Source organism: Micromonospora sonneratiae, assembly GCF_042679305.1.
Classification (GTDB): Bacteria; Actinomycetota; Actinomycetes; order Mycobacteriales; family Micromonosporaceae; genus Micromonospora_H; species Micromonospora_H sonneratiae.
In genome coordinates this window covers 68,955-94,728 of sequence record NZ_JBHTMP010000027.1, presented here as the reverse complement: position 1 = coordinate 94,728, position 25,774 = coordinate 68,955, and the positions used below count along the sequence as shown (strand labels likewise).

The 25,774-nt window shown below is 69.4% G+C and carries 22 protein-coding genes and 1 pseudogene; 9 read left to right on the top strand and 14 right to left on the bottom strand.

Annotated features, from left to right (window positions below; all coding sequences use genetic code 11):
• A partial coding sequence (locus tag ACFQ4H_RS18665; protein WP_377572260.1) for an amino acid ABC transporter ATP-binding/permease protein occupies window positions 1-1,191 on the top strand: 1,191 nt, incomplete at its 5' end.
• A gap of 192 nt (window positions 1,192-1,383) precedes the next feature.
• Entirely contained in the window at window positions 1,384-2,052 is a 669-nt protein-coding gene (locus ACFQ4H_RS18660) for a permease prefix domain 1-containing protein (protein WP_377572259.1), read from the top strand.
• A gap of 67 nt (window positions 2,053-2,119) precedes the next feature.
• Here ACFQ4H_RS18660 and ACFQ4H_RS18655 read toward each other — a convergent pair whose 3' ends face one another.
• On the bottom strand, window positions 2,120-2,461 hold the full coding sequence (locus ACFQ4H_RS18655; protein ID WP_377572258.1) for a PadR family transcriptional regulator: 342 nt from the start codon (window positions 2,459-2,461) through the stop codon (window positions 2,120-2,122).
• Between the two features lie 131 nt (window positions 2,462-2,592).
• On the opposite strand from ACFQ4H_RS18655, the gene ACFQ4H_RS18650 reads away from it, so the two are divergent.
• From ACFQ4H_RS18650 to ACFQ4H_RS18640, 3 genes are all read left to right on the top strand, one after another.
• Window positions 2,593-3,633 carry a DNA primase gene (locus tag ACFQ4H_RS18650; RefSeq protein WP_377572269.1) on the top strand — a complete coding sequence of 347 codons (1,041 nt, stop codon included), beginning with the start codon at window positions 2,593-2,595 and terminating at the stop codon, window positions 3,631-3,633.
• A 60-nt stretch (window positions 3,634-3,693) separates the two neighbouring features.
• A complete protein-coding gene (locus ACFQ4H_RS18645; protein WP_377572257.1) occupies window positions 3,694-6,045 on the top strand; it encodes a transposase in 2,352 nt (783 codons plus the stop codon).
• Between the two features lie 124 nt (window positions 6,046-6,169).
• A complete protein-coding gene (locus ACFQ4H_RS18640; RefSeq protein WP_377572256.1) occupies window positions 6,170-7,399 on the top strand; it encodes an MFS transporter in 1,230 nt (409 codons plus the stop codon).
• Window positions 7,400-7,598: 199 nt separating this feature from the next.
• Here ACFQ4H_RS18640 and ACFQ4H_RS18635 read toward each other — a convergent pair whose 3' ends face one another.
• The 4 genes and pseudogenes from ACFQ4H_RS18635 to ACFQ4H_RS18620 form a co-directional block, all read right to left on the bottom strand.
• On the bottom strand, window positions 7,599-8,186 hold the full coding sequence (locus ACFQ4H_RS18635) for a GTP-binding protein (RefSeq protein WP_377572255.1): 588 nt from the start codon (window positions 8,184-8,186) through the stop codon (window positions 7,599-7,601).
• Window position 8,187: 1 nt separating this feature from the next.
• A complete protein-coding gene (locus tag ACFQ4H_RS18630; RefSeq protein ID WP_377572254.1) occupies window positions 8,188-8,565 on the bottom strand; it encodes a DUF742 domain-containing protein in 378 nt (125 codons plus the stop codon).
• 105 nt (window positions 8,566-8,670) lie between these two features.
• Entirely contained in the window at window positions 8,671-9,075 is a 405-nt protein-coding gene (locus ACFQ4H_RS18625; RefSeq protein WP_377572253.1) for a roadblock/LC7 domain-containing protein, read from the bottom strand.
• A pseudogene (locus tag ACFQ4H_RS18620) lies at window positions 9,072-12,511 on the bottom strand (sensor histidine kinase). Before ACFQ4H_RS18620 ends, ACFQ4H_RS18625 begins: the two are co-directional and overlap by 4 nt.
• 598 nt (window positions 12,512-13,109) lie before the next feature.
• On the opposite strand from ACFQ4H_RS18620, the gene ACFQ4H_RS18615 reads away from it, so the two are divergent.
• Entirely contained in the window at window positions 13,110-13,313 is a 204-nt protein-coding gene (locus tag ACFQ4H_RS18615) for a hypothetical protein (protein WP_377572252.1), read from the top strand.
• Window positions 13,314-13,321: 8 nt separating this feature from the next.
• On the opposite strand, the gene ACFQ4H_RS18610 is transcribed toward ACFQ4H_RS18615, so the two are convergent.
• Together ACFQ4H_RS18610 and yczE are read right to left on the bottom strand one after the other, a co-directional pair.
• A complete protein-coding gene (locus ACFQ4H_RS18610; RefSeq protein ID WP_377572251.1) occupies window positions 13,322-14,398 on the bottom strand; it encodes an adenosine deaminase in 1,077 nt (358 codons plus the stop codon).
• A 208-nt stretch (window positions 14,399-14,606) separates the two neighbouring features.
• Complete coding sequence (gene yczE / locus ACFQ4H_RS18605) at window positions 14,607-15,245, bottom strand: membrane protein YczE (RefSeq protein ID WP_377572250.1); 639 nt, start codon at window positions 15,243-15,245, stop codon at window positions 14,607-14,609.
• An 85-nt stretch (window positions 15,246-15,330) separates the two neighbouring features.
• On the opposite strand from yczE, the gene ACFQ4H_RS18600 reads away from it, so the two are divergent.
• Both ACFQ4H_RS18600 and ACFQ4H_RS18595 read left to right on the top strand, forming a co-directional pair.
• Window positions 15,331-15,801: a MarR family winged helix-turn-helix transcriptional regulator gene (locus tag ACFQ4H_RS18600; RefSeq protein ID WP_377572249.1), complete on the top strand. Its 471-nt coding sequence runs from the start codon at window positions 15,331-15,333 to the stop codon at window positions 15,799-15,801.
• Window positions 15,798-16,703 (top strand): putative RNA methyltransferase, encoded by a 906-nt coding sequence (locus tag ACFQ4H_RS18595; protein WP_377572248.1) that lies wholly within the window; start codon window positions 15,798-15,800, stop codon window positions 16,701-16,703. Before ACFQ4H_RS18600 ends, ACFQ4H_RS18595 begins: the two co-directional genes overlap by 4 nt.
• 91 nt (window positions 16,704-16,794) lie before the next feature.
• Here the strand turns inward: ACFQ4H_RS18595 and ACFQ4H_RS18590 are convergent, their stop codons facing one another.
• The 4 genes from ACFQ4H_RS18590 to ACFQ4H_RS18575 all read right to left on the bottom strand — a co-directional run bounded on the left by ACFQ4H_RS18590 (window position 16,795) and on the right by ACFQ4H_RS18575 (window position 20,197).
• Window positions 16,795-17,421 (bottom strand): DUF4272 domain-containing protein, encoded by a 627-nt coding sequence (locus ACFQ4H_RS18590; RefSeq protein ID WP_377572268.1) that lies wholly within the window; start codon window positions 17,419-17,421, stop codon window positions 16,795-16,797.
• A gap of 96 nt (window positions 17,422-17,517) precedes the next feature.
• Window positions 17,518-18,798, bottom strand: a complete 1,281-nt coding sequence (locus ACFQ4H_RS18585; RefSeq protein WP_377572247.1) for a thymidine phosphorylase — start codon at window positions 18,796-18,798, stop codon at window positions 17,518-17,520.
• A gap of 111 nt (window positions 18,799-18,909) precedes the next feature.
• Window positions 18,910-19,611: a cytidine deaminase gene (locus ACFQ4H_RS18580; RefSeq protein WP_377572246.1), complete on the bottom strand. Its 702-nt coding sequence runs from the start codon at window positions 19,609-19,611 to the stop codon at window positions 18,910-18,912.
• A gap of 115 nt (window positions 19,612-19,726) precedes the next feature.
• Window positions 19,727-20,197 carry a hypothetical protein gene (locus ACFQ4H_RS18575; protein WP_377572245.1) on the bottom strand — a complete coding sequence of 157 codons (471 nt, stop codon included), beginning with the start codon at window positions 20,195-20,197 and terminating at the stop codon, window positions 19,727-19,729.
• A gap of 288 nt (window positions 20,198-20,485) precedes the next feature.
• Between ACFQ4H_RS18575 and ACFQ4H_RS18570 the strand changes: the two genes are divergently transcribed.
• Complete coding sequence (locus ACFQ4H_RS18570; RefSeq protein ID WP_377572244.1) at window positions 20,486-21,490, top strand: AfsR/SARP family transcriptional regulator; 1,005 nt, start codon at window positions 20,486-20,488, stop codon at window positions 21,488-21,490.
• Here the strand turns inward: ACFQ4H_RS18570 and ACFQ4H_RS18565 are convergent.
• The 3 genes from ACFQ4H_RS18565 to ACFQ4H_RS18555 are packed head-to-tail and all read right to left on the bottom strand — an operon-like array spanning window position 21,475 to window position 25,657.
• Complete coding sequence (locus tag ACFQ4H_RS18565; protein WP_377572243.1) at window positions 21,475-22,755, bottom strand: ABC transporter permease; 1,281 nt, start codon at window positions 22,753-22,755, stop codon at window positions 21,475-21,477. The two genes, ACFQ4H_RS18570 and ACFQ4H_RS18565, sit on opposite strands and share 16 nt — an antisense overlap.
• A 5-nt stretch (window positions 22,756-22,760) precedes the next feature.
• Window positions 22,761-24,164: an ABC transporter permease gene (locus ACFQ4H_RS18560; protein WP_377572242.1), complete on the bottom strand. Its 1,404-nt coding sequence runs from the start codon at window positions 24,162-24,164 to the stop codon at window positions 22,761-22,763.
• Window positions 24,161-25,657 (bottom strand): ABC transporter ATP-binding protein, encoded by a 1,497-nt coding sequence (locus ACFQ4H_RS18555; protein WP_377572267.1) that lies wholly within the window; start codon window positions 25,655-25,657, stop codon window positions 24,161-24,163. Before ACFQ4H_RS18555 ends, ACFQ4H_RS18560 begins: the two co-directional genes overlap by 4 nt.
• Between the last annotated feature and the right edge of the window lie 117 nt (window positions 25,658-25,774).

Genomic DNA, 25,774 nt, shown 5'->3' with positions numbered 1-25,774 from the left:
GCCGACCTGGCCGCCTTCGGAGCCACCCGGACCGCGCTCGCCCGGGCCGACGCCCGGGCACGCGAGTTGGCCCGGCTGGAACGGCGGTTGACCGCCGCCGGCTGGGCCGTGGACGGTGCCGGTGTGCTGGTATCCGGGCTGACCAGCGCGGCGGTAATCACAGTCGCCCTGGCCGCCGGGGTGAACGGCGTGCTCGTCGGGGTGCTGGGGGTCGGCACGCTGACCGCGGTGGAGGCCACCCTGGCCCTGGTCGGCTCCGCCCGGCAGTGGACCCAGCTACGGGCCGGCCTGCGTCGGGTGGCCGCCCTGCTCCCGGACGATCCCACGGTCTCCGTACCCACGGCTGGGACACCCGTAGCCGGTTCGGCCGAGCCGGTGACCGGTGGTCCGGCCGTCGCTGGGCGTCCGGCACCGGCGCTGACCGTCGGCCCGATCGACTGCCGTCTCGACGAGGTGACCGTGCGGTACCGGGCCGGGGCACCGCCGGCCCTCGACCGGGTGAGCCTCGATCTTCCGGCCGGCCGGCGACTGGCCGTCGTCGGGCCGAGTGGTGCCGGCAAGAGCACCCTGCTGGGCGTACTCACTGGCACCGTCCCGCCGGACGGCGGTCGGGTGACCCTGGACGGCACGGACCTGTCCGCGTACCCGGCTGAGCAGCTTCCCCGCGCCGTCGGCGGGCTGTTGGCGGAGGCACACGTCTTCCACGCCTCGGTACGGGAGAACCTGATGCTCGGCCGGGCCGATGCCACCGAGGACGACCTGACTGCGGCGGCCTCGGCCGCCGGCCTGCTGGACTGGGTACGGCAGCAGCCGCTGGGGTGGGACACCATCGTCGGCGAGGAGGGTGGCCAGTTGTCCGGGGGGCAGCGGCAGCGGCTCGCCCTCGCCCGGGCGGTACTCGCCGCGCCTGCGGTGTTGGTGCTCGACGAACCGACCGAGGGACTCGACCCGGCGGCGGCCGACCGGGTGCTGGCCTCGGCCACCGCCGCCGCCAGTCGCGAACAGGCGGTGATCCTGGTCACGCACCGGCTGGCCGGTCTGGACCAGTACGACGAGGTCGTCGTACTGGACGCCGGACGGATCATTCAGCAGGGCCGGCATGACGAACTGATCAGCACGCCCGGCTGGTACCGGGACCAGTGGCTGCTCCAGGAGGCTGCCGAGCGCGGGTATCTGGCGCTGACCCCGTGACCGTGCTGCCGCCCCGCTGACTGGCACTGCCCCGGACCGACGTTCCCCGGGCTGGCACTGCCCGGACTGGCTATGCCCCCGTTACCGGCCCCGACCCTGAGCTGTCGGCACCGGCACCCTGAACCGACTCAGGGTCGCCGACAGGGTGATTCCGGAGATCCAACCGACGGCCGACATGGCAGCCTGGAACCCATGCGCGGGACCGAGGCCACGATGATCGACGCGTACGTGCACAGTCTCGACCGCGCGCTGCGCGGCCCTGGCCGGGTCAAGCGCGATCTGCTGACCGAGGCCCGGCACAGCCTGCTCGATTCGGCGGAGGGTTACCGGGCCGACGGGCTGTCGCCGACGGACGCGGAGCAACAGGCGGTGACCGAGTTCGGCTCGGTACCCACCCTGGCCGCCGCCTACCAGGCGGAACTGTCCGCCAACGCGCTCCGGACCCTGTCCCTACGGATCTTCCTCGTGTGGATCCTGCTGGCCTCCACAGCGGACCTGATGTGGCAGGGCGCGCCGTGGTCCGGTTCCGCACCGACAGCGGGGTATCTGCTGCTCTCGGAAGCCCTGAACTGGGCCTGGGGTGTCTCCGGACTGGCGTCGATCATCAGCGTCCTGTGGCTGACCTGGCAGGCCCGGCGTGCTCGTTCCGCCCCGGAACGGCTGGTCCGGGTTCTGGGTCGGGTCCTGACCGGGGCGCTCGTGGTCAACTGTCTCTGTGCGATCGCCGTGTACGGGTGGTCGCTGGGCCAGTGGCGCGTCGCGATCACCTGGCCCCCGATGCTCATCGGCGGGGCTGTGATGTTCGCCGCCTACGCCTGGCTGGCCACCGCCGCCCGGTCCTGTCTGGTCACCACGCGCTGATCCTGCCCCTGTGGCCGGGCTGCCGCACCATCACACCGTGTGGGACCGGCTCCGACCGACGCGGTGGCTAGGCGGGGGCCTGTGGTGGGGCGTCCGCGCCGAGGAACCGACTGACCGTCGAACTGAACTCCTGCCAGCTCGTACGCTCACCGCTGAGCGCCCGGTGGCCCGCGCCGGTGAGTTGGTAGGTGCGCCGTTCCCGGCCGTTGACCGTGCTCCAGGCACTCTCCACGTATCCGGCCCGCTCCAGGCGGCGCAGTGCCGGATAGACGGTGCCGGTGGGCAGGTTGAGCGTGCCGCCGCTGCGTTCCTTGAGTGCCTCGATGATCGCGTAACCATGCTGGGCGCCCCCCTCGAGCACCGCCAGCAGGAGCGCGTCGAGGTGACCGTGCAGCGCCTGCGCCTTCATAAGTAGTAAGACTACTAATAGATACCCGGATCTCCAACGGGGTGCGGGCATCGGACTCACGGGGTAGCCGACTAGGGTATGTGCGCAGAGTCACCCATGCGGCAGTACATGTCGGATCGAGTGCCGCAAACCTGATTGCACACACGGAGGTCAGCGTGGCCCGCCAGCCGTCTCAGCGCCCCGAAGCCGACGAGCCCGACGCGAAGCTCGACGAAACCACCGGGCCAGCCGACCCCGACGACACGGATACCGACCTCGACGACACGGATACCGACCTCGACGACACGGATACCGACCTCGACGAGGCCGACTCCGACGAGCCGGGAGCCAGCGGCGACCGCTCCCTCTGGGAGGAGGTCCGCATCGATCCGGTGGAGATCGCCCTCCCGGCCGGTGCCGGCTACACCCTCCGGGCCTACCGGCTCTCCACCGAGCTGACCCCTACCGACGTCAGCGACCGCGACCAGGACGACCCGTTCCTGGCCAGGGCGGCTGCGACGGAGGACGACGAGGAAGTCGTCATCCTCGACGAGGAGTTCGCCGCCGCACTCGAAGAGGAGGAGAAGGAGTCCCGCGCCGGCCGTCGGACCCGCGACCGGGACCGGACGGACGACGAGGACCTCACCGACGAGGACCTCGCCGAGGAGGAAGAGCCCGAGGCCGAAGAGGAAGAGGCGGAGGAGGCCGAGGAGGTCCCGGTCTTTCTCAGCCACCGGGGCAAGCTGCTGCTCTTCAAGAGCGCCGAAGGACTGGTCAGCTTCATCCGCTCCGGTGCCCCTCACGACCTGGCCCAACTGGACAGCTGGGACGAGCTGGCCGATCGGGTCCAGCCGGCCGACATCGCCCCGCTGGACGAGGACTCCTACGAACTCGACCTCGTCGTCGAGAATCTGCGTGGCGGACACGACACCTGGGACCCGACGCTGCTCATCGAGGCGGGCGAGGCGGCTCGCGATCTTGCGTACGCGCTGCGGATGCCCTCCGTTTTGGACATGCTGTCGTCCGGGTCTAGCCTTGATGATCTCGACGAGGCGTTGCGATCAACAGTCAAGGGCGGCCTCGGCGGGTTCATGGGACGTCGCCGACTGAAGAAAATCGGGGCACAAACGGCGAGTCTTGGCTGGCGCACGATTATCGGCAAGATCTCTGCCGCCGTGGACTGGCGCGACTGACCCTCACCAGGGAGCATCAGTCACAACGACGACTTGGGTCCCGGGGAGGAGGACGACGCCGTGGCGCTCGTGCGGGTGTACTGCGGTCTTGCCTCGGCGGATTCGGCTGCCCGACCGGCTTCGGCCGCGTCGGTGCTGACGTCCGCTGTGGTCGACGACGCAGGCCGGCTGCTCCATGTCTGCGAGATCAGTGACGACCCGGCGGGCTACGCCCGGCTCGGTGCGTTGCTCGTCGAGCGGTCGGGCGGGCCGAGCGGTGCGGCGATCGCCGCTGACAGCGACGACCACGTGGTCACCTCGCTGCTGAGCGCGGGTGGTCGTCCCCTGGCCATCGCTGACGACGACTCGGTCGACGATTTCGCCGAACGGTTCGCCGACGACGAGTCGCTGGAGGAGATGCAGGCCCCAGCCGTACAGCGTCGGGCGGTGGGCCTGGCCCGCGCGCTGCAGGCCGGTGCGCTCTCCGCGATGGCCCTCCCTGCGCCCCACGACTTCGCCGGCTACAAGCCGGTCCTGGCGGCCCACGCCGCGCTGGCCAGCGGCCGGCACGCAGCCGCCGTCGCCCTGCGGGAAGTTCTCCGTGAGCTCTATCCGGCGGCGCTGCGGGCCTACCCCGATCCGGCCGAACCGGTGTCGCTGGCCGTGCTCGACGCGCTACCCGAACCGGGGATGCTGGCCGACGGCGGACCGCGTGGCCGGGACACGTCGGTTGCGGCCGATGCCATCGCCGCCCACCTCACCGCCGATGGCATCGCCGACCCAGCGGCCATCAACGATGCCGTTACCGCGCTGCGGATCGCCATCGCCGAGACCCCGCAGCGGGGCATGGTGAACAAGGCCCTCACGTCCGCCGTCGCCGAGACGGTACGCCAGGCCGTCGCTGCGGTACGGGCCTGCGACGCAGCCTGCGACGCGCTCGTGGCGACACTGGACACCCGGGTGGGTGCACCGACGGCGACCATGCCCCGGCGCAGTCGACGGGGAGCCGAGCCCGACTCGCCCGCCCCGCTCCCGCTGTCCTCGGTCCCCTCGCCGTCCGACACCGGCCCGCTCCCCAGCCGCCTGCCGCAGCGCGAACCACTGTCGTCCGGTGGGCGGCGCAGTCGGCCCGAGCCGGTGGACGAGCGGCCGTTCCCGGTGGCCCCCCAGCCGTTGGCACCGCCACCGGTCGCACCCACGCCGATGACGCCCCCGCCGGTGGCACCACCACCGGTCGCGCCCGCTGCGGCACTGTCCACTCCGGGCCAGCCGATCTCGGCACCACCGATGAGCCGTACACCGGATGCGGTGCCCGTACCACCGCTCGGGACCAGCCGGCTGGACCAGCCGACGAACCGCCCGGTCTCGGCTCCCCCACCACCGCCACCGGGAATCACGCCGATCGCCCCGGCGGCCAAGCGGGGTGGGGTCCCACCAGCCGACGCGGGGGAGCCCTTCCGCGCGACCCTGACCACCGCCGCAATCAACAACGCCCGGGCCGAACGGCAGCGCCTCACGGCGATTCCGCCCCGGCCCAACACCAAGGACCCGTCCACCACGCCGGGCGGCGGCTTCAGCGCGACGGACTTCACCCTGCCGATGCCGGCGTCCCGGCCCGAGCCGGAACCGGCCCCGCCCGGTTCCCGGGCCAACTGGCCGCTGGTGGAGCCGGCCGACGACGAGCCCGGCTCGACCCCGCCCTATCCCCGCAGCGAACGGGCGGCCAACGGCATCGACGCACCGACCGATCCCGGTGCCAACGACGGTCGGATCAGGCCGCCCTGGCTGGCCGACGACCTTCCGCTGGAACCACCCGCGCTACGCCTCATCGATCCGGCTGCGGCCGAGCAGGCACCCGGCGAGGCGCATCCTCCGGCGGGTCTGTCCATCGACGGTCCACCGCTGCGCCTGGTCGAACCGGAGGGCACCGGCCTCGACCCGACCCGGGCTCCCCGGGCCGAACGCCCGGCACCCGAGTCGAGCAGGCCACCGGTCGCCGACGAGGGCGACGGCGATTTGTTGATCTTCGCGGCGGCTCGGTCCGCATGGTTCACCGGCCAGCCCGAAGACTCCGATCTGGACTGGTCGTCGACGGCGGACAGCGGCTGGCAGGCGGCGGAGCAGGCGGCGAAGCCGGCTGTCGGCGCCGAAACCGCCGCTGGCCTGCCGAAGCGGGTGCCGAAGGCCAACCTGGTGCCCGGCTCGCCGCTGCGCGACGAGCGTCCACTACGGATCGTCCGCGACCCGGCCCGGATCGCCGAGAACACCACGGGCTACTTCCGGGGCTGGCGCCGTGGGCAGGAGATCGGCGGTTTCGCCGTCGGTGGACGTCCGGGTCGGGAAGCCGCCGGCGGGTGGGACTTCAGCCGGGACCACAACGAACGCGAAGACAGCCGCGAGTACGAGTACCGCTCCGCCGGCTACCGGTCCTGACCGAGGTCGCTGGCGAACTTCGGTGGGCGGTGCACCCCGTACCGCCCACCGACGGGATGCACCGGAACATCGGCCCTGTGCCCACCGTGTCTCGCGGTCGAGGCGGGACTCCGGAAGGTAGCCAGTGACACACCCACTCCGGCTCCGCTCCTTCCGGCTGCTGTTCCTGGGCCGTACGCTCTCCGCCCTCGGCGACGCCGTCATCCCGGCCGCACTGGCACTCGCCGTGCTGAGGGCCACCGGATCAACCTCCGCACTGGCCCTCGTACTTGCCTGTGCGACGGTGCCCAGGTTGCTGCTCCTGCCGCTGGGCGGGGTGGTGGCCGACCGGTTCGACGCTCGCCGGGTGGCACTCGTCACCGACCTCGTACGGTGTGCCGCGCAACTCCTCGTCGGCGTGGAACTCCTCAGCGGCGCTCCGGCGTTGGCCCACATCGCGGTCGCCTCCGCCGTCACCGGCACCGCATCCGCGTTCGCCATGCCAACGAGTTCTCCACTGGTCGCCGGCACCGTGACCGGTCCGGCCAGACAGCAGGCGAACTCCGCCCTGGGCGTCGCTTCGAGTGTCACCCGCCTGGGTGGGCCGGCCCTGGCTGGCGTACTGATCTGGGCCGCCGGCCCCGGCTGGGCCTTCATCCTCGATGGTGTGTCCTTCGCCGTCAGCGCCGGGCTGCTTTCGCTGATCCGGATACGCCGTACGCCGATCGAGCGGCGTTCCCTCCGCGCCGACCTGGTCGAGGGGTGGACCGAGGTCTGGTCCCGGGACTGGTACTGGACGAGCCTGCTCGCCCACGCCGCCTGGAACGGGGTGGCGGCGGTACTGCTCACCCTCGGGCCGGCCATAGCGATCAACAAGCTGGGCGGCGAGCAGGTCTGGGTGTTGCTGCTCCAGGCTGGCGCGGTCGGGCTGCTGGCCGGCTCGCTGCTGGCTGGCCGGATCCGCCCGAAACGCCCCATCCTCGTGACCAACCTGGCGCTGGCGACGTACGCTCTCCCGCTGGCCCTGCTGGCGATCGCCGCTCCGGCAGCGGCGGTCATCGCCGCCTACGGCGTCGCGTTGACGGCGCTCGGCTTCCTCAGCCCCGTTTGGCAGACCGTGGTGCAGGCGGAGTTCCCACCGCACACCCTCGCCCGGGTCACCTCGTACGACTGGCTGCTGTCCCTGGCCGCGACACCGATCGGGTACGCCCTCGCCCCGTTGGCGGCCACGGTCTGGTCGCCGGAGGTGCCTCTCGTCGTGGCTGCGGTCATCGTCGCCGTCGCCTGCCTGGGTACGGCAGCCGTTCCGGGGGTCCGCCGGCTTACCAGCACCACGCCCGAACCGGAACCGTCCCTCGCCGAGGCGGCCCGCTGACGTCTCCGGCGCCTGGCCCGATCCACCGATCCACCGGGACGTCGACCCAGCGATCCACCGATCCACCGGGACGTCGATCAACGGTCCCGATCCACCTCCACCGGGACGTCGACCCGGCGGAGGCCGCGACAGCGGGTCGACCGGGTAACACGTGAACCGCCCGACGGGGTAACCCCGCCGGGCGGTCAGCAAACGTCTGTCAGGCTGTCGTCACCGCACGGGACCGACGCATGGTGAGTACGTACTCCACCAGCGAAATCAGTACGTGCTTGGTCGACTCCCGGTTACGGGCGTCGCAGGCGACGACCGGGACCTCGCTGGAGATGGCAAGCGCGTCACGCACGTCCTGTGGATCGTGGTACTGCATGCCGTCGAAGCAGTTGATCGCCACGAGGTACGGCAGCCGCCGGTGTTCGAAGAAGTCGATCGCCGCGAAGCAGTCGGCCAACCGGCGCGTATCGACGAGGACGACGGCCCCGATCGCCCCTCGAACCAGCTCGTCCCACATGAACCAGAAGCGGGTCTGGCCCGGTGTTCCGAACAGGTAGAGGATCAGATCTCGGTCGATCGAGATCCGGCCGAAGTCCATAGCAACAGTTGTGGTCGTCTTACCCGGCACCTGTCGCGTATCGTCCACGTCCGCGCCAGCCGACGTCATGATCGCCTCAGTGGTCAACGGCGTGATTTCCGAGACCGAGCCAACCAGTGTCGTCTTGCCAACGCCGAACCCACCGGCGATGACAATCTTCGCCGATGTAACGCGACTCACTGTCGGACGCTGCGACATGTCAGAGCCTGCGAAGTCCACTCAGCACCCTCTCCAGCAGTTCAGTGCCCACCGCGTCGTTCGTGTCTTCCAGGGATGTCGGTTCGTACACCGCGACGAGGCCATCAGCGGCCATGTCGGCGATGATGACCCGGGCCACTCCGAGCGGAAGGTGCATTCGCGCCGCGATCTCGGCTAACGACTGCAACCTTCCGTCACACAGCGCGGCGATGTATTGGTGCTCCCGGCCATGGCCGCCGACGCCGTTTCCAGCGGAGCGGCCACGTGCCGTGGTCTCGACGAGCGCCTCCAGGGCAATGTCGAGCCGGGGCCGGGTACGGCCTCGGGTGACGGCGTACGGCCGGACTAAGGCACCAGTAGGCTCGTCGATATCGGCCAACGCCGTTCACCTCCTTCGTACCTGCCGGCAGCTCGACCTGTCCGGAAAGTCATCGTCTCTGTTGCTGTCATCCACCCGTTCGGCGGAACGTCCACCGGGTACGGATCAGGGTCGCATGCCCATGGCCGCACGCGGCGCCGGCGTCAACGCGTCACCCACCCGGTCGACGAGCAACGCCATCTCGTATCCGACCTGACCGACATCGGAACTGCGGGCGGCCAGCACAGCGAACGACGAACCATCCGAGATGGACATGAGGAACAGGAAACCATTGTCCATCTCGACGACAGTCTGCAACACCGCTCCACCCTCGAAGCAGCGTGCTGCACCCTGTGTCAGGCTCACCAGCCCGGACGCGATAGCGGCGAGCTGGTCAGCTCGGTCGCGGGGAAGGTCTCGTGACGACGCGAGGAGCAGGCCATCCGCGGAGACCGCAATCGCATGAGCGACCCCGGGCACACGATCGGCAAAGTTGGCGAGTAGCCAACCAAGATCCTGCGTAGATGTCATCCTTCATGCTCCTTCTGCCTGCTCATGGCCGTGGGCCCGAGCCAGACTGCGAGGACTGCCCGCCCGGAGTCGCCTCCGGGGCGGTCAAGTGATCATCCGTGGGTTGAGCACGACCGCGCTGAACCCCTCGGTGATAAGCCGACAATAGACCGCGAACCGCCTCGGGACTGCGTCGCTGCACCGCGACGACCGGTTTCTCCACCCCACCCGGCACCAGCTGCGCCATCGGCACCCGCTTGGGTAGTCCGGTCTGAGTGGTCTCAGTAACCGGAACATCGGATGCCGCACTGGCTGCTCGCCAGCCATCGTCAGCTGCTGTCTGCCAGCGGCCTGTCGACGACTCGCCCCATCGTGGGGTCGAACCGTCGTTGAAGCCCGCTGGATCCCCGTGGTGGGTCACCGTCGCCTCCGGACCGCGGGACTGTCCCGCGGACGTCGGATCATTTGCCATCGCCGCATTACCTGTTGTCCCTGTCGACGTGTTCAGCCCTCCGGCGCGGGCAGGGTCCGCCACGACGAACCTGGCGGTCGACACGTCCACCGCCGACCCGCCAGCGGGCGCCGATGGCATCGTGCCACTACTCTCCTCTGGCCCCGGCCGCCGGGTCCGGAACCAGGCCGACTCCAGTTCCCGGAAGATCGGCAGTTCCATGGTCTCATCGGCGAAACGTCCGCCGTGATCCGCCACCGCCGCCCGGTTCGCCGCCGACACATCCGCAGGTGAGCGTGGCACTCGCGGCATCTCGGCGGTCAGATCGAGCGCAGCGGCCAGTCGCTCCGGCACCGCTGGCGCTGGCAGGTCCCGCTCCGGCACGGTGACCGGCGGCCAGGCCGGCGGCGTCACGCCGGGCGGAGTGGGCGGTCCGATCCGGGGTGGAGCCGAGACGACCGGTGGTGCGGACACGACCGGGGACACCGATGGTCCCGGGAACGGTGGCGCGGACACGACCGGCGGTGCCGACGACACCGGTGGCACCGGCGGTGCGGAGGTGACCGGCGGGACCGGCAACGGGGCCCCGGAATCGGTCATGCCCGGGCCCCGCCAGGCCTCCGGATTGATCGGGATCTGCCGTGGAACGGCGGTGCCGTGCCCATCTCCGCTGGCCGCCGCATCGGCGTTGGCCTGGCGCTGGGGTAGGGGCTCGGCCGAACGCCCATCCGAGGGTTTCGGAACGAACGCCTCCGCGCCGCTCCAGTTGAGCTTCACCCCGGTCAGGTCGGACCAGGCCGGGACGTTGCGGGGTGGCGGGCCCTGTTCCTGCGGCGCGCTGCCGTTGAGTGTCCTGTGCTCAGCCGGCTGGGGGCTCGGGAACGTCGGCCGGTCACCCTGGTCACCCGTTCGCGACCCGGCCGCGAACGGCCCGCCCTCCAGGGCCAGCGGAGCAGCGGCCGTACGCGGTGTCGGCGGCAGCGGCGCGGGGAAGGTGCCCGGCTGCTGGACCCGACCGGACAACCCACGCGGTACGAGCACCGAGGTCGGCAGCGTGACGTCGGCGACGGTGCCCCGCTCCGTTCCCGGCCGCAGCTCGACCTCGACGCCGTGGCGGGAAGCCAGCCGGGCGACCACGACCAGCCCCATCATCCGGGAGACGGCCACGTCCACCATCGGCGGCTTGGCCAGCCGCTCGTTGAGCTCACGGAGTTGCTCGGCGGACATTCCGATGCCGCGGTCCTCGACGTAGAGCGAGGCGCGGTCGCCGACCCGGCGGGCCTCGACCATCACCTGCGAGTCGGGCGGCGAGAAGGCGGTGGCGTTGTCGAAGAGTTCGGCGACGAGGTGGACCAGGTCGTTCACGGCGTGCGCGGAGACCTCGAGGTCCCGGTCGACCATCCCGAACTCGATCCGCGTGTAGTGCTCGACCTCGGACTGGGCGGCCCGTAGCACGTCGATCAGCGCGGCGGGCTGACGCTGCACCCGGGTGGAGTCCGCTCCGGCCAGCACCAGCAGGTTCTCGTCGTTGCGCCGCATCCGGGTGGCCAGGTGGTCCAACTGGAACAGTTCGGCCAGCCGGTCCGGATCCTCCTCGCCGCGCTCGAGCCGGTCGAGGTGGCCGATCAGCCGGTCGACCAGGATCTGCGAGCGGCGGGCCAGGTTGACGAACATCGTCGCCACGGACGAACGTAGCGCGGCCTGCTCGGCGGCGGTACGCACGGCCTCCAGGTGAACCGCGTTGAACGCCTCGGTGACCTGACCGAATTCGTCCTTGCTGCGTACCGGCATCGGCTCGGCGATCTGGTTCGCCAGCTGGACCGGGGACATCTGGGCCGTCAACTGCGGGTCACGCAGGCGGGCGACCGCGTGCGGCAGACCGTGCTGGGCGATGTTGAACGCACCGACCCGCAGCTCGCGCAGTGATCGGGCCATCGAGCGGGCAATGAGGAAGGCCAGCACGATGGCCAGCAGCAGCATGCCGATGAGGATGCCGGTCTCGATCAGGACCTGCCGCTGCACTTCGTCGCGCACCTTGGTGGCCTGGTCGACCACGTCCGAATCGATCTCGACTTCGACGGTACGGAACAACTTGGCGTTGCGGACCATCGCCGCATCCCACTCGTCGGCATTGAATGGGGCGAACTGCATGGTCTCGGTGTTCTTGCTCCGTACCCAGCCGCTGTAGCTGTCGGCCTCACGTTGGTCGGAGCCGGAGACGGTCTGGTCGTACAGCTGCTGCTCGACGCCGGTCGCCACCGACTTGAAGTTCTGCACCGCCTGTTGCTGGCCCATCTCGGTACCGATGTACTCGGTCCGCAGCGACGGCGTCAGCGTGCCCTGGATGAGCGCACGGTGCACCACGATGCGCCGCATCGACAGGAACTCCTTGGCCCGGGCAAGGGCCGCCGCCGCCCGCATCCGGTCACCCAGCGCCGGATTGGCGGCCAACTGCGCCGCCGAGTCGCGCATGTCGAGCAGGTCCACGATCAACGTCTCGTACGCCTGGACGACGTCGGTGATCTTTACCTTGGCGTTGGTCACCTGGCTACGGGTCGCCGGGAGCTCGGTGAGGCTCAGGTCGATCCGGTTGAGCAGGTAGTTGAAGCTGGCCGGCAGTTCGTCGAGCGCACCCCGCTGGGTGGAGTAGGGCACCGCCGCCTGGTCGACCTTGTCGTACATGTTGTCGTAGGCGTCGCGGTATCGCTGCTTGGCCGCCGGATCGGTCGCACCGAGCAGCAGTACGGCAGCGGCGCGCTCATCCTGTAGGTGATTGACCAACTCACCCGACACTTCCGACAGGTTGGCCAGGGTGCCGGCCCGGTCGGCGTCGTTGTACGTGTCGAAGTGGTCCATGAGCCCGCTCGTACCCACCACTGCCGTGGCAATGGTCGGCACGACCAAGATCAGACCGAGCTTCGACCAGATCGGCATGTCGCGGGGTCGCCCGAAGGGCCGACGGAGACGTGCCAGAAAGGACTTATTAGCCTTCGGCCGCTTACTCACGTCACCGCCTTCCCGTTTCGGCACCCGTCGGTTTGTGTCCAGGGCACCGTTGCGCTTCCGACCCAGGTGGATCGGACCTCCGAGATTCCATCACGCCGTAGAGGAAAGAGAAAGACCAGGTTGCACCTCACCTGAGGCCTGGTGGGATGCTGGGGCGGTTTGACAGCAATTCCCGAACCCGGAGTCACCCAAAGTGATGGAACGCCCCCTCGGAGTCGTCCTCCTCGCCGGCCCATCCGGGTCCGGAAAATCCTATATCGCGCGCCGTACGGGGCTTCCCGTGCTTTGCCTCGACGATTTCTATAAAGAAGGAAATGATCCCACTCTTCCGCTTTTAGCCGATTCAGTGGACTGGGAGTCGCCCCAGGCATGGGACTCGGCTGCCGCAGTGGAGACGATTGCGCGACTAGTTCGCGACGGCAAGGCCGAAGTGCCGGTTTACGCAATCGGCGCAGACCGCCGGGTAGGCAGCCACACACTCGATCTGAATGGTTCGCCGATTTTCGTTGCCGAAGGGATATTCGCCGCCGAGATCGTAGCGGAGTGTCGGCGACTTGGACTGCTCGTCGGGGCGTACGCACTGCGGCGTCGGCGCGCCATGACGTTCATCCGGCGACTCGTGCGCGACCTGTCCGAGCGACGCAAGTCGCCCGTCGTACTCGTCCGGCGTGGGCTGGCCCTGGTCCGCTCCGAGCCGGCGGTGCTACGACGGCAGGTAGGACTCGGTTGCCGCCCGGCACGCGGCGACGAGATAGTCCGGCAGGTCGCCGGACTGCTCGCCGCCCGCGCCGGGGCGAGGTAGCGGTCGGATCAGGGCAGCAGCTTGGCGTACCCCGGCTTGATCACATCGTTGATGATGGCCAACCGCTCGTCGAACGGAATGAAGGCGCTCTTCATCGCATTGATCGTGAACCATTGCAGTTCCGCCCAGCCATAGTCGAACGCCTCGACCAGCAGTGCCATCTCCCGCGACATCGAGGTGCCGCTCATCAGCCGGTTGTCGGTGTTGACCGTGACCCGGAACCGCAGGTCACGGAGCAGGCCTATGGGGTGCTCCGCAATGGACGTCGCAGCCCCCGTCTGCACGTTGGACGACGGGCACAACTCCAGTGGGATGCGCTTGTCCCGGACGTACGCGGCCAGCCGCCCGAGCACCGGACGGTCACCGGGTGTGATGTCGTCGACGATCCGTACGCCGTGCCCGAGGCGGTCGGCACCACACCACTGGATCGCCTGCCAGATCGACGGCAGCCCGAAGCCCTCACCCGCGTGGATGGTGAAGTGGAAGTTCTCCCGCTGCAGGTACTCGAAGGCGTCCAGGTGGCGGGTGGGTGGGAACCCGGCCTCCGCCCCGGCGATGTCGAAGCCCACCACCCCGTGGTCCCGATACCGTACGGCGAGTTCGGCGATCTCCTGCGAACGGGCAGCGTGTCGCATGGCGGTGAGCAGGGTGCCGACCCGGATCGTCTGCCCGGCCTGCGCAGCCAGGGCGACGCCTTCGGCGAACCCGGCCTGCACCGCGTCGACCACCTCGTCCAGGGTCAGGCCACGTTCCAGGTGTTGTTCCGGGGCGAACCGGACCTCCGCGTAGACGACCCCGTCGGCGGCCAGGTCCAACGCGCACTCCCGGGCCACCCGGCGCAAACCCTCGGGCGTCTGCATGACCGCGACGGTGTGCGCGAACGTCTCCAGGTATCGCTCCAGCGAACCCGAGTTCGCGGCGTCGACGAACCACCGGCCGAGTTCGGCCGGGTCGGTGCTGGGCAGCGGATGCCCGACCCCCTCGGCCAACTCGATGATCGTCGCCGGACGTAGCCCGCCATCAAGGTGGTCGTGCAGCAGGACCTTCGGGGCCCCGACAATTTCTTCGTATCCGATTGCGGCCATCCCTCGACATTAGTGGGCAGCCGACATCCGGACCGAGGCGAAGGCCGGGGCGAGTCGTCGCAGTTCGTCGAGCATCCGGTCGGCCGACGCCTCCAACGCCTCGGTCCGGGTCAGCTGGCCGTCGGAGTCGAGCGCCTCGCGGAGAAGACGGTCACCGCCTCGTCGACCGGCATCATCTTCAGGGTGGTGACCACCTCGACGATGACGTTCAGGCGGTGCATGGTTCCGGTGCTTCCTCTACGGACGCGGGCTCCGGTCGGTCCTGGACCGGGGCGGGGACGGTGAGCTTGGGGATGAAGTAGTGCGCCAACGGCCCGATGGCGACCGCGTACAGCACGGTCCCCACGCCGACGGTGCCGCCGAGCAGCCAGCCGACCGCCAGGACGGCCAACTCGACGGCGGTACGCATCACCCGGATCGAATGGCCTCGGGCGGCCAGGCCGGTCATGAGCCCGTCCCGTGGGCCCGGCCCGAGCCGGGCACCGATGTAGAGGCCGGTCGCCACCCCGTTGAGCAGGATCGCGGCGATCAGCAGTCCGACCCGGACGGCGAGGTGCCCCGGCTGGGGCAACAGGGGAAGTACGAGGTCGACGGTCAGTCCGACCACGATCACGTTGCTGACCGTGCCGACGCCCGGGCGTTGACGCAGCGGTATCCACAGCAGGAGCACCAGTGCGCCGACCCCGATGACGAGCCAACCGAAGGGCAGCCCGGTCCGCTCGGCGAGCCCCTGATGGAAGACGTCCCAGGACGCCAGTCCCAACTGGGCGCGAATCATCAGGGCCATGCTCACTCCGAAGAGCACGAGCCCGAGATGCAGGTTGAACAGGCGTACGGCGAGTCTCATGAGGCAACAACCATCCCGTTAGTTGACGTGTCACCAACACTAGGGAGGATTAGATGACGTGTCAACAACGAGGTAGGTTGGCAGCATGGACGAACCGCGCTGGCTCGACAGGGACGAGGCGCGCGCCTGGCGGGGCTACCGCCGGATGCGCCGGCTGCTCGATCTCCAACTCAGCCGCGATCTCACCCGCGACGCCGGCCTGTCGGAGGCGGACTACGACGTGCTCTCCGACCTCTCCGAGACGGCCGACCACCGGTTACGGTTGACCGAACTCGCCGCCCGGATGCTGTGGTCCAATAGTCGGCTGTCCCACCACATCACCCGGATGCAGCAGCGGGGCCTGGTGACCCGGGAGGAGTGCGCGACGGACGCCCGCGGCTCCGTCGTCGTCCTCACCGAGGCCGGCCTGCAGGCGATCGAAACCGCCGCCCCGGGCCACGTCGCCGCCGTCCGACGACACCTGATCGACCTACTGACCACCGAGGAGATCGCGGCACTGGGCGCGCTCAGCGAGCGCGTCATCGACCACCTGACCAGCGAGAGCAGTCCCGCATGACGAACATCGACGTCCTCCGGCACCTGAGGTGCCCGGTCTGCGGCCTCGGGCTGACCGCCAACGAGGCCACGCCCGGGGTGCGCTGCCCGCGCGGACACAGTTTCGACGTGGCCAGACAGGGCTACGTCAACCTGCTGACCGGCCGCGCCCCACATGCCGGGGACAGCGTGGAGATGGTCACCGCCCGCGAGGAGTTCCTCACCGCCGGACACTACGACCTGATCTCGGCAGCACTCGCCGAGGCAGCACTCGCCGAGGAGGCGACGGCCCAGGTCGGGGCTGCCCACTCCACCCCGGACGACATGACCCCGGCCGGGCGGACGCCGTACGCACCGCTGGTGGTCGACGCCGGAGCCGGCACCGGCCGGCACCTGGCCGCCGTACTCGATGCCCTGCCGGCGGCCGTCGGCCTGGCGCTGGACGTCTCGAAGCCGGCACTGCGGCGGGCCGCACGTGCCCATCCACGCGCCAGCGCCGCCCTGGCCGACACCTGGCGTCCGCTGCCCCTGGCCGACGCCTCGGTGGCCGTCCTGCTCAACGTCTTCGCGCCCCGCAACGGGCCGGAGTTCCGGCGGGTACTACGTCCCGACGGCGCTCTGCTGGTGGTCACCCCGGCCGCCGACCACCTCACCGAACTGGTCGGGCAACTCGACCTGCTGCGGGTCGACCCGGACAAGGCCGATCGGGTCGCCGGCAGCCTCGGTCAGCACTTCGAACCGGTCCGCGAGAGCGCCCACGGGGGCGAACTGCGCCTGACCCGACAGGAGGTACACACACTGGTCGGAATGGGGCCCAGCGCGTGGCACACCGACCCGGGACGGCTGGCCGACCGGATCGCCGCGCTGCCGGAGCCGGTCACCGTCACCGCATCCGTACGACTGGCGGTCTACCGGCCACGCTGAGCCGATCAATCGACTGCGGGGCGACCTGCTAAGGGCTGTCCTGCCGGGGCTGTCCTGCCGAAGGACTGTCAGGGGGCCGACCCCTGCCGGCTCAGGTGGACAGGTCGACCTCTTCCCAGCCGCCGGGCGGGTCGTGGTACGGCCCCCGGAAGACGACCGCCCACTCCAGCGCCCACCGGCGTTGGCCGATCGCGTTCGCGTCGATCAGACCGGGCAGTGGCGCTCCCAGCCGCTCCGCCTCCAGGTAGCCCCAGTCCAGGCAGTAGTGGAAGTCGAGCAGGGCAGCGACCTCCGCCGGGTCACGCGGTGCGGCCAGGATGCGCGAACGCCAGTCGACGAACGTCTCCCCCGCCGTCAGGTTGGGCAGCACACCCAGCAGACGCTGGTCACTCGGCGCCGTCGGGTCGAGTTGCCGGGTCAGACCGAGCACCCAGCACAGCGCGAAGAGCGCGTCGTGGTGCAACACGAACGACCGGTGGTCGCCCTTCCCGGCGGTGACGAACTCCCACTCGGGTGGCGTGACCGTCTCCACCAGATGGGAGGCCAGCAGCCAACTCATGGCGGTGTCCGGCGTCATGCCGAAACACCGCGCCATGATCAGGTGCAGTACGGCGGTCCGCGCCTCAAGCTCGCTGGTCGACCGCAGTTCCACCTCGTCGCCCGGCTCCCAGACGAGTGGATACTCGGCCGGTGGCAGCGGCAACCCGAGGCGGTTCATCTGCTCGAGGTTCGCCACACGAACGGCCCGAGGGTCGGGTGCGGGTACGGTCACCGCTTCATGATCCCTGCTGGTCGTACCGGCGTCGTCATGGGCTCAGGCGATCCGTTCGATGACCAACGGCGTACGGCGTGGCGGCGCGGCGGAGACGCTCACCGCCCGCTCGGCGTCCGCCCGGGCCGCCGGAATCCGGGTCGGGTCGTCGGCCCGGAGTTCGAGCAGCGGTTCACCGGCTCGAACCGCGTCACCGGGCTTCCTGTGCAGCACCACACCCGCCGCCGCGCTGACCGGGTCCTCCTTGCGGGCCCGGCCCGCGCCGAGCCGCCAGGCGGCGATCCCGATCGCGTACGCGTCCATGGTGTCGACGAACCCGTCGCGGTCGGCGCGTACCACCTCGGTCTCGTTGGCGGTCGGCAACGGAGCGTCCGGGTCACCACCCTGGGCCCGGATCATCGCCCGCCAGGAGTCCATCGCGCGCCCGTCACGCAGCGCCGCTGCCGGGTCGACGTCGGGCAGACCGGCCACGACCAGCATCTCCCGGGCCAGGGCCAGGGTCAGTTCCACCACGTCGGCCGGGCCGCCACCGGCCAGCACCTCGACCGACTCGGCCACCTCCACCGCGTTGCCCACGGTGAGACCGAGCGGGGTCGACATGTCGGTGAGCAGGGCGACGGTACGCACCCCGTGGGCCGTACCGAGTTCGACCATGGTGCGGGCGAGTTCCCGGGCGTCGTCGACCGCTGCCATGAAGGCACCGGAGCCGACCTTCACGTCCAGTACCAGCGCACCCGTACCCTCGGCGATCTTCTTGCTCATGATCGAGCTGGCGATCAACGGGATCGCCTCGACGGTGCCGGTGACGTCACGCAGGGCGTACAGCTTTCGGTCGGCGGGGGCCAGCCCCTCACCGGCGGCGCAGATCACCGCGCCGATGTCGTGCAGTTGCCCGATGAACTCGTCGTTGGTCAGCCGGGCCCGCCAGCCGGGAATCGACTCGAGCTTGTCCAGCGTGCCGCCGGTGTGCCCGAGACCGCGCCCGGACAGCTGCGGTACGGCGGCACCGCAGGCGGCCACGAGCGGCGTGAGCGGGAGAGTGATCTTGTCACCGACACCACCGGTCGAGTGCTTGTCGACGGTCGGTCGGGCCACCCTGGACAGGTCCAGCCGCTCTCCACTGGCGATCATCGCAGCGGTCCACCGGGCAATCTCCGGACCGGTCATGCCCCGCAACAGGATCGCCATGGCCAACGCCGACATCTGCTCGTCGGCGACCTGTCCCCGGGTGTACGCGTCGACCACCCAGTCGATCTGCGCGTCGGAGAGCACGCCCCCGTCGCGCTTGGCCCGGATCACGTCAACCGCAGCGAACCCACTCACGTTCGTCCTTTCCTGGCCCGCGTGTGCCGAGCCGTCCACAGCGTTCGGGGGTCAGGAAGGGCCGCAACCTCTACCGAAGCGATAGCAAGGGGCCCTTCCCAACACCAGGGCTCAACTAGGCCAGCGGTCCGGGATCTCCGTGGGCGGCTCGCCCTCACCGGCCCAGAACATCGTCCCGTCGGCGTCCACGACCACCACCCGGGGCGTACGGGCGAGCCCCCATTCCACGGCCTCGTCAGCGTCGCCCCAGTTCGGTCCCTCCTCCAGGACCCCCGGCTCGGCACCGCCGTCACCGCCGGACCGCTCCCAGTAGGCGGTCCACACCTGCTGTCCAGCCGTCACGTCGGGGTGCACGAAGACCGTGCCCCGCCCCCGCCAGGCGGCCAGCCGCTCCGGCACCGTGGGCACCGGTTGGTTGGCCACGATCGCCTCAAGGTCCGCCAGACCGAAGGCGTGCGGCAGCAACTCGGTCATCCGCAGCGGCGCCGGCTCCGCCTCGACCAGACAGTCCGGGCCACCGTGCTCCCAGAGCAGTTGCCGGCACCGGCCGCAGGGCATCAACGGCTCACCCGTCGCGCCGACGCAGGAGAGCGCGACCAGCCGGCCACCTCCGCTGGCGTGCAGCGCCGACACGACACCGCACTCGGCGCAGAGCACCACGCCGTACGCCGCGTTCTCCACGTTGCAGCCGACCACGATCCGGCCGTCGTCGACCAGCCCGGCGGCACCTACCGGAAAATTCGAGTACGGGGCGTACGCATGGCGCATCGCCTCGGTGGCAGCGGCCCGCAGCCGTACCCAGTCGACCTGCATGTTCGTGATTCTGCCGCATTACGGCGGCTGTTCTACATCGGGTCCATTGGAACGCGTCACCGCACGACAGCAGGGAACGGCCGACAGGACTCTGTCGGCCGTTCCCTCCCCCCTGCTATCCGAAGTACCAGTCGCTACAGCCGGACCAGGTCGACGGGGGGTTTCCGCTGTGGTTTCCCCAGCCCCAGCAGATCCGGTGCTTGTCGTTCTCCCCCGAACTGTTCGGCGTATGAGTCGTGTTCCAGGTGCCCTCAGCACCGATACCCGACACCTTCGTGTAGGCCACGTCCGTGTAGTAGCCGTACGGGGTCTTGATCTGACGCTCAACCATGACCGCGTACGGCAGGCCGGTCGGGTCGGGCGCGTAGTCGACCACTATCTGTCCCCACCGCTCGGTGCAGGCGCTGTTCTGCATCAGCTTCCAGCCGCCGACTATCGACCCGTTCAGGGTGTTGTACTTGGCAAAGACCGTCGATCCGCAAGCGGCTGCTGCCGGCGCGGCCGGCGTGACGGTCATGGAGAGCCCGGTGACCGCAACGAGCGCGAGCGCCAGCCGGGCGACCCTACGAGTGATTGAGTTCCGCATCTTCAGTCCTTCCTTCCCAACCGGACGTCGGGATGTCGCTTCGACGCGAAACGTTATGGCGACCCATCATCAATCGACCATCGCCGAAATAACTTCCTGGCCACCTCAGCAACGGGGCGGCGGACGAGGGACCCGCCGCACCACTGGACGGCACCGCCGCCGGTCTCAATCGCACTCTCCCCGGCCAGCCACCCAGGCGACCTAGCCTTAGGTAACTAGATCTTGACACGAAGTCACATAGACCGCAGGATGATCTCGGTCTGAGGCTCCAGGAAGACGGGGGAGGCCATGCGATTTCGCATCCTGGGTACGCCGCATCTGGAAAACACACCTGGCTGCGGTGGCCGCCGGGTCACCCTCATAGCAGCCATGCTCGCCGCGAACGTCAACAAGACCGTGTCCCTCGACCGGCTGATCGACGCCATCTGGGAGTCCTCCCCACCGATGACCGCACGGGAGCAGGTCCAGAACTGCGTCTCGCTGCTGCGCCGCCGACTCGCCCGTACCCCCGACGACATCTCGATCACCCGCTGGGGGCTTGGCTACCGTCTCAACGCCAATCCGTACACAGTCGACGCGAGGCGCTTCGAAGGAGAGGTCGCGGTCGCCACCGAGCTGGTTGCGGGCAACAGGCCCGAGGCGGCCAAGGAGACCCTGCGCCGCGCGCTCAACCTCTGGTCGGGACCTGCCCTGGACGGCCTGGAGCCGGTCGAACTACGCGCATACGCGAACCGCCTGGATGAGATGCGAATGCGTGCGACCGAACAGCTGATCCAACTTGAGATCCAAACTGGTCGACACGATGAAGCCATCGCGGAGCTACGCTCACTGACCCGGCTCCACCCGCTACGCGAAAGCTACATGATGCTGCTGACCGACGCGCTCATGCACAGTGGTCGGCAGTCGGAGGCGTTGGCTGCGTACCGAACCTACGCTGATCTGCTGATGACGGAGATGGGGGCCGGACCAGGGCCGGACGCCCAAGCCCGCGAACTCGAGATACTTCAGGCACTGGACCAGCCCATGTCCCTACCCGTTTCCACCGACCACAGACAATCGTCGCAGACCAATCCTGTCACCCTCGGCCCCGGCGACGTCGCTGGCAGCAACCGAACGGAGACAGAACTGCTCCACCACCTCAACACTGCCGTGTCCCACCTTCAGGCAGCGTTCCGTCTGGTCGGGCAGGCGCAGCACCCCGGCCCTGGTCACCGCCCCGAACCGGAGCCAGAGCCCTCGAATGTCATCGGCGAGACACCCGTCGCCCCCGCCTTCCATCAGCCCTTGATGTAGGGCTTGCCGTCCGCCGCCGGTGCCCGCACCTTGCCGACGAGTCCGGCCACCGCCAGGATCGTCGCCAGGTACGGCAGCATCGCGAGGAACTGGCTGGGAATGACGCTGTCGATCGCGCCCAGGTAGGTGCCGAGCTGGTCGGCGAACCCGAAGAAGAGCGCGGCCAGCAACGCACCGGTGGGGCTCCACCGCCCGAAGATCATCGCAGCGAGGGCGATGAACCCCTTGCCACCGATCATGTTCTTGGTGAACGTGAACAGCGCCAGGGTGTAGGACGCACCACCGATACCGGCGACCACTCCGGCCAGCAGCACGTTGCGGTAGCGCAGCCGGAGCACCTTCACACCGAGGGTGTCCGCGGCGGTGGGGTGCTCGCCCACCGACCGGGTACGCAGACCCCACCGGGTACGGAACAGCGCGACGTGGATGACGAACACCAGGATCAGCGCCAGGTAGAGGAAAATGTTGCTCCGGAACAGCGCTGGACCGAGCACCGGGATGTCCGACAGCAGCGGGATCTCCCAGTTGCTGAACCGGGGCGGCTGGTTGTACTTGGCGGTGTCGGTCTGCATCAACCGCTCGTAGAGGAAGCCGGTCACGCCCACCGCGAACAGGTTCAGCACGATGCCCATGACCACCTGGTCGACCAGGTAGCGGATGCTGAAGACCGCCAGCAGCAGCGAGATGAAGGCACCACCGACGGCGGCGGCGACCAGACCCACCCAGACGTTCCCGCTGAGTGTGCCGAAGAGCGCACCGGAGAAGGCCCCCATCAGCAACTGGCCCTCGATGGCCACGTTGACGATGCCGGAACGTTCGCAGAGCACCCCGGCGAGCGCCCCGAAGATCAGCGGCAGCGCCAGGATGAAGGTGCCCCGGACGATGTTGACCATCGGCATGAAGTTCTGCCCGGCCGGAGCGGTCGACACCTGCCAGCAGAGGAAGGAGAGCACGAACCCGAAGACCCCGACGGCCACCAGCGGACCGAACCAGCGCTCCGGAAGGCCGACCAGCAGGGCCACACCGACGGCCGTCGCGACCAACCCGAAGATGATCGCGCCGACCGTACCGCCGATCTCCACGGCGGCGCCGGACGCATCCTCGCTGAAGACGAAACGCGCCTGCTGGCTGGTGGCCAGCGTCCCGAACAACACCGCTGCCAGCACCCCGAGCGCCGCCAGCACGACGCCCGTCTTACGGCCCCTGGTCCAGTACCCCTGGTTTACCTGGGTGACCGCGACATCCTCGACAGCCATGGTGGACATGTCGTTCACCAACCCTTCGCCAGGCTCGTCTGCAACCGGGCGGCCCGCGCGGCGCGGAGCCGGAAGATCGCCTTCACCAGGGCGGGGGCGGCGATGAAGATGACGATCAGTGCCTGGAGCACGGTGACCAGTTCGAGCGAGACACCCGCGTACGACTGCATCCGGTTACCGCCGGCCTGCAACGCACCGAAGAGCAACGCGGCCAACGCGACACCCCACGGCTTGACCCGTCCGAGCAGCGCCACCAGAATCCCGTTGAACCCGATCTCGGCGACCACCAGCGGCGTGAGCGCGCTGGCCGTACTGCCGAGCACCATGTTGGCACCGCCGAGACCGGCCAGCGCGCCGGCCACCACCATGATCAGGGTGTACGTCCGGGCGACGCTGATGCCAGCGGTACGGGCCGCATCCGGGTTCGCACCCACCGCCCGCAACTCGAAGCCGAAGGTCGACCGGTTGAGCAGCCAGGCGACGAACCCGGTGGCCAGGACCGCCAGCACGATTCCGGAGTGCACCCGCAGGTCCTCGCCGAGCAGGCGGGGCAACTGCGCGGACGAGTCCACCGACCGGCTGATCGCGTCGGTACGGGTGGGCTCCTTCACCCCGTTCTGCAGGATGATCCAGGCCAGGAAGTAGATGCCCACGTAGTTGAGCATGATCGTGTTGATCACCTCGTGGGCCCCGGTGCGGGCCTTCAGGATGCCGGGGATGAACCCCCAGAGGGCACCGCCGGCCGCGCCGGCCAGCAGCGCGACGATCAGGTGCACCACGGGCGGCAGCGGCAGCAGGAAGCCGGCCAGCGCGCCGAGGATCACACCGATGATCGCCTGGCCCTGGGCACCGATGTTGAACAGGCCGCCACGGAAGGCCAACGCCACCGACAGGCCGGTGAAGACCAGCGGCGTGGTGTAGGTGAGCGTCTCGGAGATCGGCGCGAAGACCGGCTTCCAGTCGTTCGTCCCGTTGAGCCAGCCGCTGACCGCCTCTGGGTCGAACACCGCACCCTTGAACAGGTTGGCATAGGCGTCGCTGACCACGGCCCAGCTGGAGCTGAGCGCGTCCGACGGCCGCGCGGTGATATAGCCGTAGGTGGCCAGCACGTCCGGGTCGGAGATGATGATCAGTACGCCACCGATCGCGATCGCCAGCACCAACGCCAGCACGGTGACGGTGAAGGTGTTCGCCGCCCACAGGCTGCTCAGGAAATGCTGGGCGAAGGACGCCCCGTCAGCCGGTTCAGCTGGCTTCCCGCCCGGCTCGGCCGACTTCCCGCCCGGCTCGGTCGACTTCCCGCCCCGCTTCGCGACGGCGTCCTCGGCACCCGCGACCGCCTGGTCGGCTCGTACCGACTCGGTGGCCGGGTCCTTGTCCGGCGACGGGGAGTCGGCTTCGGGGTTGACGTTGCTCATGACGTTTCCTCGCTGCTGCCAGGGTCGCCGGTGGTCGGGGTGGCGGGCTGGGCGGTGATCCCGGCCATCATCAGGCCGATCTCCTCACGTGGGGTGTCCGGTCCGACGATGCCGAGGATCCGTCCCCGGTACATGACCGCGATCCGGTCGGCCAGACCGATCACCTCGTCCAACTCGCTGGAGACCAGCAGCACTGCGGTGCCGATGTCCCGCTCACGGATGATCTGCTTGTGGATGAACTCGATCGAGCCGACGTCGACGCCCCGGGTGGGCTGAGCGGCCACGAAGAGCTTGAGCGGGCGGGACAGCTCCCGCGCCACGATCACCTTCTGCTGGTTGCCACCGGAAAGGGTGCTGACCGGTGAGTCGGCGGAGGAGGTGCGGATGTCGAACTGGGCGATCCGCTCCCTGGCCGAACCAGCGATGGCATCGGGCTTGAGGGCGAGACCGGCGGCGAACGGCGGCTGGTCGTAGATGTCCAGCACCAGGTTCTCCGCGACGCTGAACTCCTTGACCACCCCGTCGACGCTGCGGTCCTCGGGCACGTAGCCCACGCCGGCCCGCAACACCTTCTTGGTCGACCAGCCGTCGATCCGTTGCCCGGCCAGGGTCACCGAGCCAGCCAGCACCGGGCGCAGACCCATGATCGCCTCGATCAGCTCGGTCTGGCCGTTCCCCTGCACCCCGGCGATGCCGAGCACCTCGCCGGCGTGCACGGTGAGGTCGACCCCGTCGACCGCCCGGTAGCTCCGGTCGTCGTCGACGACGAGTCCCTCGACCGCCAGGACCGGCTCACCGGGCTGAGCCGGTTCCTTCTCCACCAGCAACTGCACCGTACGGCCGACCATCAGCGCGGCCAACTCGTCCTCGCTGGCCTGCGGGCTGGCGGTGCCCACCGTACGACCCCGCCGGATCACCGTGATCCGGTCGGCGATCGCCTTGACTTCCTTGAGCTTGTGCGTGATGAACACGATCGACTTGCCGGACTCCTTGAGCGACCGCATGACCGCGAGGAGTTCCTCGGTCTCCTGCGGCGTCAGTACGGCGGTCGGCTCGTCCAGGATGAGCAGGTCGACGTCCCGGGTCAGCGCCTTGACGATCTCGACCCGCTGCTGGACGCCGACCGGCAGGTCCTCGATCACCGCATCCGGGTCGACCTTCAGGTTGTAGCGGGCGGAGACCTCGGCCACGTCGCGACGGGCCCGCCGCCGGTCGAGGACGCCCAGGAACCCGCCACGCACCTGCTCCGCGCCGAGCATGACGTTCTCCGCCACGGTCAGCACCGGCACCAGCATGAAGTGCTGGTGCACCATCCCGATCCCGGCGGCGATGGCGTCGCTCGGTCCCTTGATCCGCAGCGGCTGTCCGTCGACCAGGATCTCGCCCTCGTCGGGCTGGAGCAGGCCGTACAGCACGTTCATCAAGGTCGACTTGCCCGCGCCGTTCTCACCGAGCAGGGCGTGAATCTCTCCAGGCTCAACCGTCAGGTCGATGTGGTCGTTGGCGACCAGGTCACCGAACCGTTTGGTGATGCCGCGCAGTTCGAGTCTCAGCGCAACCTCCTGGAGTACGGGCGATGGTGCAGCCTAGCTGCCAGCCGAGCGGACCAT